The sequence below is a fragment of the Paenibacillus sp. NPDC057886 genome (assembly GCF_042796655.1).
Lineage (GTDB): Bacteria > Bacillota > Bacilli > Paenibacillales > Paenibacillaceae > Paenibacillus.
Genome location: NZ_JBHVMZ010000011.1, coordinates 159,100 through 173,566, shown reverse-complemented (window position 1 = coordinate 173,566; position 14,467 = coordinate 159,100). Strand labels below are relative to the sequence as shown.

The following is a 14,467-nucleotide window of genomic DNA, read 5'->3' as shown; positions in this document are numbered from 1 at the left end:
TTTTTTGACTGAAGTTGTGTTAGACAACTTGATGATGAAGCGGGAGTCCAAATCGTATGTGGATAGCCTACACGCTGTATTGACCCATGCGGGTCTGTTTCAGGGTTCCAAGTATGTGCTAGCTGGATATACGGGTATGGCATTCAAACTTTCGGTGCATCGCAGACTACTGCCTATGTCGGTTACAGCCTATGGTCAATGGGGAGAATCCCATCGCCCTGGAATCGATAACCTGGGGATATTCACGATCTGGGATGGGGGACGGACACGTCATCCCACATTTGGGTATTACCAGCGGGATGCGGTGAATTGGGTGAAACGCAGCCTGGATGGAGGCATGGGGGTAATCTACTGGATTCCGGAATTTGGTGTCATTCATGGGTATGATGACAGTGATCGCATCTTTTATGTGCAAGATGGCTGGAGCAAGGAACCGCAGATTTTACTGTATGACAATTTCGGATTAAACTTCACTGGGTTCTGGTATTGTCAGGTCTTTGGTGACCAGGTACATATTCCCGAACAACAGATGCTGTTAGAATCATTGAGATTGGCGATTGAGGATTGGGACATTCCTTATCGACTGCTGCCTGATCGGAATTTCGCTTCGGGCAGACTGGCGTATGACGTGTGGGTAGAGGCCCTTCGGAGTGGAGATTACGATGAATCGGGTGCTGCGTATATTCTGGAATCCTATTGCCAGTCCCGAACTGAAATTCAGATGGTTTTGCAGGATGCGCGGGGGATATGGACCGAACTGGACCAAGCCTATGCATGCTATGAACAGCTTGGAGCATTGATTATACAGATGAAGGAATGCATGATTCAGGAGCATAACAGAAGGATTATACAGGCAGATGCCACAGAGAAACTGGCACAGGCATTATTGGAAGCGAAAGCACTGGAAGAGCAGGCTGTTGATTATTTTCGTTTGATATCCCTAAAGTATCCTGACCGCAAACGGTCCACTGTACCCCGGTGGGGAGCGCACTCGGCGAGATAGGAAAGGAAGAAGTAGAGGATGGGGAGTAAAATTCTGCCGGATTGGATTCATGTTCCAAAAACACAGAGTTTTGGGGATGAGCATATATCATGGAACGGAGCGGGCTCCTATATAGATGCGATGTACCGGATTCTGGTGCACAAACAGTGGACGGATTTACCGCGTCACATGATTGCGGGGATGACCGCAAGTGTGTTTCGATTAGTAGTGGATTGGCGTCTAACGACAGAATCGATTTCGGCGTACAACTGGATGGCCGAGAACTTTGTAGCTGCTGATTTCATTGGCGTCACGACCGGACAACACGGGGGATTTTCGTTCGAACCAATCTTTCCGCTTTATCAGAAGCAGGCCTTGCTGGATATTAAAGCTTCCATTGACCGAGGTGTAGGGGCCATTCTGTGGCATGATCAGTTTGTCATTTGCACGGGATATGATGATGGGGAGCAGGTACTGTATATCTGTGAAAGTGAAGGAAATAAGGTTGTTCATCTGCCCTATGATTCTTTTGGTCGGAACAGCACACCATACTGGTACTATCAGGTGCTTGAATCTCATACAACCGTAGACGTATGGGAAGTGTGCAAGGAATCATTAATTCAGGCCGTGTACAAATGGGAAACCCATGATTATATGCTGCCACCCCAGGATTACGCCTGTGGACCCGCTGCTTATGCAGCCATTGCTGCTGCCCTGCAATCTGGGGCATATGAAACCGATCAAGCTGCTATTGTTTTACGTTATTATGCTAAATCAAGAAAGGATATGGCCTCCTATGTTGCAGAGCTTAAGCATTTGTCCAATCAGATGAATTATGTTGTACAGGAGTATGCGTTACTCGCAGACCTATATGCAGAAATGATGGAGAAGGTTGAGGATTCAACAGCTTGGAATGCGAAGGAACCAGGGCATGTGCTAAGGGTGATCCATCTGATCAAGCAGGCGGGGGAAACGGAACAGCGAGCTATTGATGCCATTAAACAAGCATTCCCAGAGACGATTGGCAATCGTTTTGAGGATATTGGATTAAGATGAATGGAACAGTGCAATTTCTCCAAAATGGAAAGAGTATATGACAAATAAGACCGGAAATGACCCCTGAGTGTGGTCGTTTCCGGTTTTATTTGTGTTTAGCTCAGCCACATCTATGGCCGTAATGACGGTCCTCATACATTAGCAGCATCAGCAATTATTGTCTCACATGAGCTTCAATTCGAGTTGGCTCCGATGGAATGCGGCGGGGCCAACATTCTGGCTACGTTGTCGAAGCTTGCTTGCCAATCGGCCGTGATGATGCTCCCGATGTAGCCATCTGGCCGTATCATGACCAGCGTGTCGCCGGTAATGCCATAGATGCGGGTCAGTTGGCCGCTGTAGTCATGGAGGACGTTCTGATCTGATTCGTGTGCGGTACCAACGACGTAGCAGTGTAATTCGGCACCGCTGGTTGGCCAGTTCAACTTAGGGAGTATCTTGGCAGCGTTAGGGCCAAAGGCAAGCAAAGTGAAGTGAGGCCCCTGATAGATGTCGAACAGACGCGGTTCCCCACCGGGTCCGGTGCAGGGAGCATCTGGCGCCCGGTCACCTACATGAAGGGTCTTCGTGGCCGATTCTTCGCTAGATGCGAGCGGCCCACCATGGTACGAAAGTCTAAGCTGTCGTTCCTCGTCTCCACGCTTGAGGCTAGCCAGGCGATTTTTGTCTAGACTGGCGTACAGCTCGCTGGATTTGCTGAGGACACGAGCGGCAATCGGTTGACGCTCAGCTTCGTAGCTGTCAAGCAGACTATCGGGTGCCCCAGCAATGACCTGCCCTGTTTTCCAACCGAGGTTATAGGCGTCCTGTATACCTGTATTGAGACCCTGTGCACCGGCTGGGGTGTGGACATGAGCAGCATCGCCTGCAATGAAGACGCGACCCGACCGATAGTGCTCAGCCAGCCGAACGTTGGGACGAAACACCGAACTCCAGGTGATGTGGTGGAGTCGCAAACCTGTGAGTTTATGGAATTGAGCGGCCAGTGCGGCTTCGTCAAGGTTAGGCTTTTCATCTGGTGCCAGCCTGATCATGACTTGGAACTGATCGGAGTGTGGCAGCGGGCAAGCTCCGACAAACGTGCCACGTGTGCGTGGCCACATATGCCACCTATTGCGAGACAGTTTGTCGATCGAGCCGTCGATGATGAGTGTACGGTCAGAGTCGGTAGTCTCTCCAATAAATCGGATACCTGCCCCTTTGCGAACGATGCTCGAACCTCCATCTGCTCCGACGAGATATCTGCTGCGAACCTTTTCCCCGGAAGAGAGAGTCGCCGTCACTCCATTGGCATCCTGTTCGAATTGCTCCAACCCGTTGTTAAATTCAATGTTTAAGCCGAGACGTTTCAGTAGGCGGTGTAAGATGGCATCCGTTCGGTGTTGCGCCAATAGGAGAATGTTTGGATACGGATCGTTGGTTGTTGGTTTATTTTGCTGCTGCATGCGCCAAGGCACAGTTAACGGTCCAATATGAAAACCGGCAAGCGGGTAAGAACTTCCCTCTGACTGAGCCTCTTCCAGCACGCCGAAGTCCTCCAAAACCTCTTGGGTTCTTGGTTGAACTCCCTTGGCGCGAGAACCTTGAAAGGCGTGAGAGGCCTTGTCAACCAGTCGGACACGAAGGCCTCGTCGTATCAGGTCGACTGCAAGAGCGGAGCCAGTCGGGCCAGCTCCAGCGATGAGTACGTCAATATCGTAATGTTGGGTCAGTTGAATCTCCTCCTGATCACCCATATTGCAATGGATGAGATATCATGCTTTGAATATTGTTTCGTTAGAAACTTTTTGATTTCAGATGAAACAATAATAATTTAATCCTTATCTATTGTCAATATTGTTTCCGGGAAACTTTAATTGTCGGACATACCCTGATATACTGGTCTTAAGCTAACAATCGTTGGAGGAAAATTGAATGATCGACCCATCGGAAAATCAAAATAGAGATCACTTAATTCAAGAAGTATTGGAAGCAGTGAAAGATATACAGATCAGATTCCAATCAGAAGATGACGAAGAAAAACAGTGGCTGATCCAAAATAGTCCTAATCCGGCTGTTGAAGAGCTAATCAAAGAAATGACGGTGACGATGCTGCATGTGCTGGATGCGATCGGTACACTTGAACCAGTAAACGGCATAACCATTTCAAAACAATTCGGCTTCTCCAAAGGGACAGTCTCCAAGATTACAAGAAGACTCGTGTCTCAAAACATCATCGTAACCGAGTCACTTCCGGATAACAAAAAAGAAGTTCTATTCCGTACCACATCGCTCGGAAAAGAGATTTATCGTTTGCATCAGGGCCTGCATCATCAGATTGATCTTGGGGTTCATCATTTCTTGCAACGGTATAACGAGGATGAGTTACAGTTTCTCGTCAACACCCTCCAGAAGACGTTGCATACATCATGGATTCATTTAGAGACAGAGGAGGAGGCTATTGAATCCGCCCGAAGAGATGCGCCTACAAGCAAGGATTCAGGAGCTTATAAGGCTAATAGCTCTTCGTCATCGACCGAGGAAATGAGCGAGATCATGTCTATGCTCAACAAGTTGGATTCCCGTAATTTGAAGAAAGCCAAAACCATTTTGAATGATGTTTTTTTTGCAGATTATGAGGACTAGTCTCGGCTTATTTCATATGGAAATGGCCTGAAGGGTTCTGCGAACAATAAATTAAGCTATAACAAAATACCGGATAAGGCTTGATAAGCCTATCCGGTATTTTTTCGTATTTTGCACCATCTGAGTCCATAGCTCATCCTTATTTCAACCTGTACAAGAAAAAATAACCATAAATTTGATTTTGGGGTAATCCGCAGCTCCCTTTGTTCCGAATATTATAATAGATGGTCTTTTTTGGATGAAGGATATTGAAGGACAACAGGGGGCGGGAGTATGGTGCATAATCCGGAAACCATTCAGGAATGTATCGAAAAAGCACGACAGAGGCTCTACCAGATTGCAAATTCTCATAAAGAACTGTGGCATCCGGAGGTCATTCATCAATCGATGGTTCTGGATGAGCTAATTAATGAATATAACAACGCCATTCGCGGGAAATCATCCCGAAGTAAATCATAAAAGCATTTTAAACCTCGGGATGAAATGATGCGAATTCATTCTGTGTATTAACCCTATTCTTTTACAGCCCCAAGCACAATTCCCTTTACAAAGAATCGCTGCAAGAACGGATACACGAGCAGGATTGGCAGAGCCCCGATAAAGATCTGGGCTGCGTTGACCGTACGCTGCGACATGTTCTGGAGCTGTGTTGCATCCACGTTCATGTTGGAGAAATCCTGCTGCACGATAATCGTTTGCATCAATGTAGCGAGCGGATATTTGGCTGCGTCATTCATATAGATCAACCCGTCGAACCAGGAATTCCATTGTCCCACCATGGTGAATAGGGAGATCGTGGCAATGGCTGGCATGGATACGGGCAGATAGATGCGGAACAATGTGGTGATGTGATTGGCGCCATCGATGAACGCCGCTTCTTCGAGCTCTTTGGGCACGTTACGGAAGAAGTTCATCATGAGAATCAGGTTCCAGACCGCTACAGCGCCCGGCAAAATCAGAGCCCACAGGGTGTTGATCAGTCCCAGCTTCTGAATCAGGATATAGGACGGAATCAGTCCGCCGCTGAACAGCATCGTGAAGATGAAAAACCACGCATACAGTGAACGTCCCTTGAAATTCAGGCTTTCCTTGGATAAAGGATATGCTGTCAGGATGACCAGCACCATACTGAGCAACGTACCGAACACGGTACGTTGCACCGAGATCCAGAGCGCGCTCAGAAAGTTGCTGTTACCAAACGTTTTGGTATAGGCATCGACTGTAAAGTCAATTGGCCAGAGCGTTACCAGATTGGCGGAAGCTGCCGCTTTACCGCTGAAGGAAACCGCCAGAATGTGGACAAGCGGCAGCACACACAGCAGCGAGACGGCCGCGATGAAGAACAAGTTGAAGCCGTTAAATATACGGTATCCGGTCGTTTTGTGATACACCTTAATTCCTCCTTAGAAAATGCGGTAATTGGCGATTTTGTAAGCCATCCGGTAGGCAGTAATAACGAGGAACATGGCGACGAAAGATTTAAACAAACCAACCGCAGTCGCAAAGCTCATTTTGCCATTCAAAATACCCATCCGGTAAACAAACGTATCAATAATATCGCCTTTATCATATACAAGTGGATTGTACAGGTTAAAAATCTGGTCAAATCCGGCATTAAGAATATTCCCCAGTGATAGTGTTCCCACCACAATGATCATCGGCACGAGTGCAGGCAGCGTAATGTGCAGAGTCTGCTTAAGCCGTGTTGCCCCGTCAACTTCGGAAGCTTCGTACAAAGCAGGGTTGATGCCCGCGAGGGCTGCAAGAAAGACAATGGTACCAAATCCGAATTCCTTCCATACATCACTAATGACTACGGTTACACGGAACCAATCGCCATCACCCAGAAAGAAAATTGGTTCAATGCCAACAGCCGCCAGCACCTGGTTCACCAGTCCGCCTTCGGGGGAGAGCATGTCCAGCAGGATACCACCCAGTACAACCCAGGACAGGAAGTGGGGCAGATATACCAGTGTCTGTGAGAACCTTTTGAATGTGGAGTTCCGTACTTCATTCAGCAAAATGGCAAACACAACCGGAGCCACGAGTCCGGCCACAATTTTCATGGCGGCAATCAGCACCGTGTTCCAGATGACCTGAACACTGTCCGGATATTCGAACATGAATCGGAAGTTATCCCATCCTACCCATTTGGAGCCGGTGAATCCCAGCCATGGTTTGAAATCTTGAAAAGCAATAATAATGCCGCCCATAGGCACATAGGCGAACAGCAATGTGAGCAGTACCGAAGGCAGCAGCATCAGATGCAGCGGCCAAGTGCGTTTGAAATTCCAGCGGGTTCGTTTGCGTGGATTGTGTGTTGCCTGCCGCACCGGCGTATTGGTCGTTAGTGGTTGTTCCATAGCCATCAGGTCCCTCCTTTATATCGTCCAGCCTCTGCATAATGAGGCCAGTCAGCCTCTGCAAATAGTGGAGCAACTGAATTATAGCAATGGAAACGGGCGGGCTATAGAACAACATTTCAAGGCAGATGTTGATTTATTAACTTGTTAAAAACGTATACCGAATAGTGACTCATTTGAAATTCAGTATAGATATGTAAGGGGTTTCAATATAAAATAGGACTTCGATGTGTATCTTTACTTTAATCCGGGACAGGGTGAAGCAATGAAATTTACAGTATTCTCGAAAACAGTCATGCTGCTGGTCTGCTTGCTGGTACCCATCTTGTTGCTCTATACATACGCCAATCAGGCGAACGTTGACATGATCGTCGAGGAGAAGCAACAGTCCAGCTTGAACCAGTTCAACTATTTTAGCTCTCAGGTGGATAAAAATATTGAACAACTCTCGCTTTACGGGCTGACTTTACTGCGTGATCCCAGCATTCTACACTATCGTTACATGACAGAATCGACCAGCCAATATGAGAAAAACAGCATCTATCTCGATATTCTCGACAAATTGTCGCTATATCAGTCCACAAGCCGCTGGAAGAACGATATTACCATTGTGCTGCCTCAGGCAGAGTTGGTTTTATCCACCAAGGCAAGTCGAACCGTTTACAATGAGAATATGTTGAAGTTTCCCCGCCCTGGACAGTGGCAATTGGATCAGGGGAGTTTTACCTACTTCTTCACGGATAATTATGAGTGGAGTGCCAAACCGGTGACCACGGGTGTGCGAACCGTGATGGAAATTAATTTTGATCCGATGAACATTGTAGCCATGCTGGACGACTTCAAGGAGGCCCAAGGGGGAGATCCCTTTCTATTTGTACCTGGCAATGAGCCGTTATTGAATCGAAGTGCGGACCCTGAACTGATTCAGGCCATCATGGAGGACATGCCGCTAAACGCGTTGGGCAGTGAAGGCAATCATCAGCTGGAGGTGGGGGGCAAGCAGTACTTGGTCAGTTATGTTCTCTCCAAACAGCTGAACGGAATCTATGTTAACCCGGTTGTGCTGGATGATTTGCTAACGCCTATGGACAAGAGCCGAAATATGTTTATAACCTCGATTTTGCTGCTGCTCGTACTCAGTATTGGCGCTGCACTGTTGTTATACCGAAAGGTACAGGTGCCGATACAACGTCTGATGAGAGGATTACAGCAGATTCGCAAAGGACAGCTGTCCACACGAATTCCGGTGGATCACTCCCGTGATGAATTCGCATACCTGACTCAGAGCTTCAATCACATGGCTGAGCAGATCCAGGAGCTGATCGAAAAGGTATATGAGGAACGCATCCGCTCGCGGGAAGCGACGTTGAAGCATCTGCAATCACAGATTAATCCTCATTTCTTGTACAATTGCCTGTTTTATATTAAAAATATGACGCAGCTCGGCAACCGCGAAGCGGTTATAGCCATGTCGCTCAGTCTGGGAGATTACTACCGCTACATCACACGTGATGAGAACGAGATGACGACCGTCGAAGAGGAAATTCGGCTGTTGGACAATTATTTGTCCATCCAACAGATGCGCACCAACCGTTTGTCGTATGAGATTGCCGTACCGCAAGAACTGATGCAGCAGCACATTCCAAGGTTGCTGATCCAGCCTATCGTGGAGAATGCAGTCATTCACGGCATTGAACCGATGGAGGGGAGCGGTCACATCGTAGTTACAGGCATGGCAGCACAAGAGCAAATCGATGGAAGGGAATACACACGATATAGTTTGTTTGTCGATAACGACGGTGTTACTTTGACGCCGGAAGAGATTGCCGGTCTTGAACGAGAAATCAATGAACCGATGGGTGAAGAAATTGGCACGGGTACCTGGAATGTACACCAGAGGCTCGTTACACGATATGGTCATTCTTCAGGGCTTCATTTTGCAGAGATCCCCTATGGGGGGCTTAGTGTGGAAATACGATGGTTTGAGGAGGAATATCCTAATGATGAATCTAATGGTCGTGGATGATGAACATTCAGCGGTGGAATCGATTGCAGCCTCCATACCGTGGAGGGAACATGGGATTGGACACGTATATAAGGCGTACTCGGTGAAAGAGGCATTGCAGCAAATGGCGGCACATCAGGTCCATATTATCATCACCGATATTCGTATGCCGGGCTTGTCCGGTCTGGATCTGGTGAGTCATATTCGGCAAAAGTGGGAGCGGACCAAATGTATCATTTTATCTGGACACGCCTCCTTTGATTATGCGAAGCAGGCACTCCGTCATGGAACAGTGAGTTATCTGTTGAAGCCCGTGCGGGATGAGGAGCTGATTGAAGCCGTGCAGCAGGCCTCCGTCCAGATTCGGCTGGAGGGAGAGAAACAATTAATGCATCAGCGCGCCATGTATTCGGTGAGGGAACACTTACCGGAGAAGCGGGCTGGATTAATGAAGGATGTGCTGCTGGGGCACAAATTTGCGGAGAGCGAACTTGTAGAAAAGCTGGAGCAGTTGGAGATTGGCTTCCGTCCTCAGGATAAAATGCAGCTGCTTCTCATCCGCTATGATGACCCACAGCCAACGCACAAGGCATTCCGTCTGATGAAATACGCTATCTCTAACGTGGTGGAAGAGATCTTTGGCAGCAGCTATCATCTCTGCCATACGGATGATGCGTATGATGATCTCGTCTTCATGGCAAGCCCGAAACAGACACAGTCTGAACCGGAACTGCTGATGGGACGGCTCGGAGAACGGCTGCTTCACAGTGTGAAGCAGTATTTGAATGCGACGATTTCACTGTCAGTCAGCCGGATAGGCCGTTTTCCGGAGCAGGTGCCGCAGCTGTACCATCAGGCAGTGAGTGCCCTGCGAAAGCAGGCGGAAGCAGGCAAAGGATTGCATCTCAATGCGGCTGCCGGTTCCCATGGAGCAACATTGAAATCACTTGCGGCGCTGTATGAGCCACCCGGATTAACTGCACTGCTGGAAGCAGGACGGATGGAGGATGCGCATCGCAAGATTGATTCGATTTTCGCCGAATTGTCGGACAGTGTGTTCCCGGAACATGTCTATGTTGCTTTTCACTATCTCGCAGCCGCTTTCTCATACATGGCCCATCGGGAGGGCAGGCAGTTGTCCGATGTGCTTGGAGAGCAGTATCAGCAGCTGTTGAAAGACGGATACGGCGTGTCGCTGCGCAGTCTGGAAGCGTGGACCCGGAGCGTGATGGAACAATGGGCTCAAAGCACAACCGACACGGGTCAGGAAAGTGGATCGAACATGATCAGACAGGTCCAGCAATGGATTGACCATCATCTGGGCGAAGATCTGTCCTTGCAGGTTATTGCAGGCGAGGTGCATTTGCATCCGGTGTATTTGTCCAAAATGTATAAACAATCGACAGGTGAAGGCATCAGTGATTACATTATCCGTTCCCGCATGGAACGTGCTGTTCATTTGCTGAAGCATACGGCAATGAAGATATATGAAGTCGGCCAGGAAGTGGGATACAACAATACTCCTTATTTCATTCAAGTATTCCGCAAACATTATGGCCTGACCCCGCAGGATTTTCGGAACGGTTAACAAATCAATATGAACATTGAAATTGTGATATATGTTTGCTTCCCCGGCTGCACTATCCTTTTCATGTAAGGGCATTCAAAGTGATTGAGGAGGGGTTTCATGTATAGAAAAATGATGACTGCATTGCTTGCACTGACGATGGTTGCCGTAACGGCATGCAGTTCGGGGGCAAAGGAAGAACCATCCAAGGAAGCGGCTGCGCCACTTGCGCTGCAAGACGGTAAGTATGAACCTGCGGTTCAGATGAGCTATTTGCGGGCCTGGAATGATGATACAAAGTTTAAGAACGGAGAGACAGCACAGAACAACGTGCACACCAAATGGGCCAAAGAACGTTTGGGCATCGACCTGACCACACCTTGGGCTGTATCCGTGACCAATGATGCTTTTTACACGAAGCTTCGTCTCTCCCTGTCGGCTAACGAAGAGATGCCGGATATCGTCTCCATTCGCGGTGACTACAATCTGGTTCGTGAGTTGATTGAGTCGGGTAAATTCGCCGATGCAGGTGAACTGTTCGACAAGTATGCATCCGACACATGGAAAGGGGCTGCCGAATCTGCTTCGGAAGAGTGGTACCCGTACATGTACGAAGGTAAACGATATGGTATTCCGATCTTCGACTATGCCTACAATGGTGATCCAGTTATGTTTATCCGTGAAGACTGGCTGAAAAAGCTGGGACTGGAAGAACCTAAAACGATCGATGAGCTCGTGACGGTGATGGATGCATTCACGAATAAGGACCCGGATGGTAACGGTAAGAAGGATACGTACGGTCTGACGGTCGGCATGAAAAATGCCCTGAATACCTGGATGACTGAATCCGGCTGGATCTTCGGGATGTATAACACGATGCCGGGACAATGGAATCTGAATGCAGAAGGAACACTGGAATATGGTTCGGTTCAACCGGGTGTGAAAGAAGGACTTGCAACGATGAAAGACTGGTTGTCCAAAGGTTATCTGCCGAAGGAAGCCGGCGTATATGACGAGATTAAGGCAGCAGAACTGTTTACAGCAGGCAAAGCGGGAATCATTGTGGGACCACACTGGATGCCAAACTGGCCGATCGATGATGTGAAGAAAAATGTGGACGGCGCTACCTACAAAGCCATTGCCCTGCCAACGGGACCGACTGGCGAGAGCCATCACCACGGTTCAGGTGCCAGCAACGGGGTCGTATTGATCAACAAGGATATGGCAAACCCGGAAATTTTCTTCACGTATCAAAATTATTTGTTCGATAACTTCGCTAATCCAGAAGTGGGTGGGGAGTTCGAACATGGCTTTGCCCAAGGATATGACTTTGATATTGTAGATGGCAAAGTGCTTGGTGAAGCTGAAGTGAAAGATGGTGTATCTCCGCTGAAATATACACTCACTTATGATGGTGCACGTATTCCGAATCTGATGATGGATACACTGGCTGAGCTTGCTTCGGGCAAGGAGCCTGAAACACCGTTTGAGAAGAATACAAGTATTGCAAACAAACCGGAAGTGTTCGCTGCGGCTCAAGTTGTGGTAGCTCATAAGGATGATGCAATCAAGAATAAATTCACGGGTGCACCTACGGATACGATGAAAATGAAGAAAGACGCGCTCGACAAGCTGGAGAAAGATACGTTCAGCAAAATCATTTACGGTCAGGTTGGCATCGATGAATTTGACGCGTTCGTGACAAAGTGGAAATCCATGGGCGGCGATCAAATCACAACGGAAGTTAATGAATGGTTCAAAACAGTCAATTAATACCGTGAATGATTCACCAGATGAATCATACTAAAGTAATAAAAGAAGGAAGAAGTATTTCGTGAATACACCGGATTTGGGCGGGAAATCGCCTGAATCCGGTGTTTTTGTTTTGTGTGCGGGATGCATAGACATGTGCGGACAAGCCGAACCATTAATTTCTCGGTGTACAACCGTGCGTAAGACTTATTGTTTCGCTGATGCCTGAGAGAGTAAAATAATAGGTAATATACGAACACTAATACGCATTTTTAGCATAGATGGTCTAAGGAATGATCTGATTAGATCAGGCGTTTTGGGGAGCAGTTACTTATGAATATTAGATAAATGGGAAGGCGGTCGAAGGATGAGTACACTCTATGATCAGGCAATGGAAGAGATGATTGCGGTAATTCATGAATGGTTTGATGAACAGATGAAGCGGGATGACCTGGAAAAGGCTGTGAAGCGAACAACGCTGCAAATGGGGATCTTTAATGATATTTTGCTGGATTACAGACCTGGACGGACCACGGTAGAAAGTGTGGATCTTGGATTGGATGAAGGATTGAAATCGAAGAAAGCCGGTCCCTTTACGGAGGAACAAGTGCGGAATGAAATCCAGCCCAAACTTGTAGAAGTGGTTCAAGAGAAATTGGACAAGCTGGCGGATACGCCGCTGATCGACTATCGTTTTACCTTTCGCGGGAAATTTCCAACGACAGAAGGAAAGCTCCAAGTGACCATGCTCGAATATATCAACGAAGGGAAGAGGCAGCAGTTGCTTGAGCGCATTCATACATACGTAGACCAAAAGCTGCTGAAAGGTTCATATCCAACAAAGCCGTTGGAATCCTTTTTTCTGACGCGTCACCTGCTTGACCCAAAATTGTTTCCTGAACTGAAAGTAGCGTGGACTATCGCGCAATACGATCGCATACAGGAGTTAAACAAAGGGCGTCAGGAAGCCCTGGCGGAGCATCGTGGTGATATTATCCGTGCGATAACGTCATGGGCGGAGAATTATTTTTTGCCACGCTACTTTGATGTGCAGTCTTCTGCCTACAGTGCCAATGAATATACACTTAAGCCAGGTGCTTTTTTGGAGGAGGACCAGCCTCAGAGTGAGCATGGGCAGCATGTGGCACAGCCTATCGATCTGCTGCTGTATGCAGCAGTAATGATTCTTCGTTATGAGCCTAGTTACAGTAAACCGAAAGGCCTTACTTTCTTGGAACTGGCCAAACAATTGGGCAGTAGCCGTGCGGTTCGCATGATGACGGAAGGTAGCGGAACCTATGCCAAGGAAGATATTCATGTGAAAAATGAGCTGGTGGAGTTCACCGCGAACGATGTGTTCTCGATCATTACCATCATTATTCGCAAGGAAGAAGCAGCTGCCTACGAACAGGCCATTGCTTTTATCACCCGTTTACTGAAGCAGGGTTTTCCCAAAAGCTACAAAATCAAGCTCAAATCCAGCGTGAAGCAGTATTTGCCTATGAAGGGCCTCGCGAAGTCGGATACGCACCGATTTTTTGCAAACGCACTGGAGTACCCGGAGCTGCGTCCGCTGCTTGAAGAATATGCACGTGAGGCCATCGAAGAATTTGAATTTTACGAGGATACCGAGGGCGAGAAGAGCTCTATGCCAGGCAGTTATGCAACCTTTGGACTTGGACTGGCAGATGAGCGGTATTTCCCGTTAGTAGAATATTACATGGGAGAAGTGGATGATGAGCACCAGTTGGTACAGGATAAATTCACCGTTGCCTTTGCTGAGAAGCATGGTGTAACGGCCAGTTCCATATCTGCATTAGTTGTCTGCCTGCGTCGTTCTACGGATTCCCTGAAGCTGAAAATCCAGCCAGAGCTGGAGGATGAGGCGAAGCTTAAACTTCTGGTCCAATCGTTGCAAGGACTGGAAACCTATGAAGTGGAGCATGTGCTTTATCCGATCTGGGGCAAGGTAGAGAAGCTTGCAACGCTGGCACGCAAGGCTGAGGGAAGAAGGAAAGAATTGCTGTTAGAGCTGTTAAAGGCGGCTGGGAAATAAGGATATGCCCGTGAGGGATTTTCAAGGTTAATGTGATGTATAAGGCAAAAGTGAAAGGTGG

General features: G+C 47.9%; 11 protein-coding genes. 8 read left to right on the top strand and 3 right to left on the bottom strand.

Translation table 11 applies throughout. The features are described from left to right. Positions 1–4 precede the first annotated feature (4 nt). Both ACFVQB_RS29865 and ACFVQB_RS29860 read left to right on the top strand, forming a co-directional pair. A complete protein-coding gene (locus tag ACFVQB_RS29865) occupies positions 5–1,003 on the top strand; it encodes a hypothetical protein (RefSeq protein ID WP_379447999.1) in 999 nt (332 codons plus the stop codon). A gap of 18 nt (positions 1,004–1,021) precedes the next feature. Next, positions 1,022–2,038, top strand: coding sequence for a hypothetical protein (locus ACFVQB_RS29860; RefSeq protein WP_379447998.1), 1,017 nt, complete (start codon positions 1,022–1,024; stop codon positions 2,036–2,038). A gap of 173 nt (positions 2,039–2,211) precedes the next feature. Here ACFVQB_RS29860 and ACFVQB_RS29855 read toward each other — a convergent pair whose 3' ends face one another. Beyond that, positions 2,212–3,774, bottom strand: coding sequence for an FAD-dependent monooxygenase (locus ACFVQB_RS29855; protein ID WP_379447996.1), 1,563 nt, complete (start codon positions 3,772–3,774; stop codon positions 2,212–2,214). 178 nt (positions 3,775–3,952) lie between these two features. On the opposite strand from ACFVQB_RS29855, the gene ACFVQB_RS29850 reads away from it, so the two are divergent. Next, entirely contained in the window at positions 3,953–4,663 is a 711-nt protein-coding gene (locus ACFVQB_RS29850; RefSeq protein WP_379447994.1) for a MarR family transcriptional regulator, read from the top strand. Between the two features lie 273 nt (positions 4,664–4,936). Further along, entirely contained in the window at positions 4,937–5,122 is a 186-nt protein-coding gene (locus ACFVQB_RS29845; protein WP_379447991.1) for an aspartyl-phosphate phosphatase Spo0E family protein, read from the top strand. A 53-nt stretch (positions 5,123–5,175) separates the two neighbouring features. Here ACFVQB_RS29845 and ACFVQB_RS29840 read toward each other — a convergent pair whose 3' ends face one another. Together ACFVQB_RS29840 and ACFVQB_RS29835 are read right to left on the bottom strand one after the other, a co-directional pair. Beyond that, complete coding sequence (locus ACFVQB_RS29840) at positions 5,176–6,054, bottom strand: carbohydrate ABC transporter permease (RefSeq protein ID WP_076291187.1); 879 nt, start codon at positions 6,052–6,054, stop codon at positions 5,176–5,178. Between the two features lie 12 nt (positions 6,055–6,066). Beyond that, a complete protein-coding gene (locus ACFVQB_RS29835; protein ID WP_379448162.1) occupies positions 6,067–7,026 on the bottom strand; it encodes an ABC transporter permease in 960 nt (319 codons plus the stop codon). Between the two features lie 265 nt (positions 7,027–7,291). Here ACFVQB_RS29835 and ACFVQB_RS29830 point away from each other — a divergent pair, with 265 nt between their 5' ends. The 4 genes from ACFVQB_RS29830 to ACFVQB_RS29815 all read left to right on the top strand — a co-directional run bounded on the left by ACFVQB_RS29830 (position 7,292) and on the right by ACFVQB_RS29815 (position 14,406). Continuing rightward, entirely contained in the window at positions 7,292–9,052 is a 1,761-nt protein-coding gene (locus tag ACFVQB_RS29830; RefSeq protein ID WP_379447989.1) for a sensor histidine kinase, read from the top strand. Then, entirely contained in the window at positions 9,027–10,619 is a 1,593-nt protein-coding gene (locus tag ACFVQB_RS29825) for a response regulator transcription factor (protein WP_379447984.1), read from the top strand. Before ACFVQB_RS29830 ends, ACFVQB_RS29825 begins: the two co-directional genes overlap by 26 nt. 99 nt (positions 10,620–10,718) lie before the next feature. Then, entirely contained in the window at positions 10,719–12,371 is a 1,653-nt protein-coding gene (locus ACFVQB_RS29820) for an extracellular solute-binding protein (protein ID WP_379447982.1), read from the top strand. Positions 12,372–12,717: 346 nt separating this feature from the next. Continuing rightward, complete coding sequence (locus ACFVQB_RS29815; RefSeq protein WP_379447979.1) at positions 12,718–14,406, top strand: DUF6138 family protein; 1,689 nt, start codon at positions 12,718–12,720, stop codon at positions 14,404–14,406. Positions 14,407–14,467: the final 61 nt, after the last annotated feature.

Excerpts from the sequence above, each read along its gene's own strand:
- ACFVQB_RS29860 (WP_379447998.1), top strand. The coding sequence starts at position 1,022 with ATGGGGAGTAAAATTCTGCCGGATTGGATTCATGTTCCAAAAACACAG.
- ACFVQB_RS29855 (WP_379447996.1), bottom strand. The coding sequence starts at position 3,774 with ATGGGTGATCAGGAGGAGATTCAACTGACCCAACATTACGATATTGAC.
- ACFVQB_RS29850 (WP_379447994.1), top strand. The coding sequence starts at position 3,953 with ATGATCGACCCATCGGAAAATCAAAATAGAGATCACTTAATTCAAGAA.
- ACFVQB_RS29845 (WP_379447991.1), top strand. The coding sequence starts at position 4,937 with ATGGTGCATAATCCGGAAACCATTCAGGAATGTATCGAAAAAGCACGA.
- ACFVQB_RS29835 (WP_379448162.1), bottom strand. The coding sequence starts at position 7,026 with ATGGAACAACCACTAACGACCAATACGCCGGTGCGGCAGGCAACACAC.
- ACFVQB_RS29830 (WP_379447989.1), top strand. The coding sequence starts at position 7,292 with ATGAAATTTACAGTATTCTCGAAAACAGTCATGCTGCTGGTCTGCTTG.
- ACFVQB_RS29825 (WP_379447984.1), top strand. The coding sequence starts at position 9,027 with ATGATGAATCTAATGGTCGTGGATGATGAACATTCAGCGGTGGAATCG.
- ACFVQB_RS29820 (WP_379447982.1), top strand. The coding sequence starts at position 10,719 with ATGTATAGAAAAATGATGACTGCATTGCTTGCACTGACGATGGTTGCC.
- ACFVQB_RS29815 (WP_379447979.1), top strand. The coding sequence starts at position 12,718 with ATGAGTACACTCTATGATCAGGCAATGGAAGAGATGATTGCGGTAATT.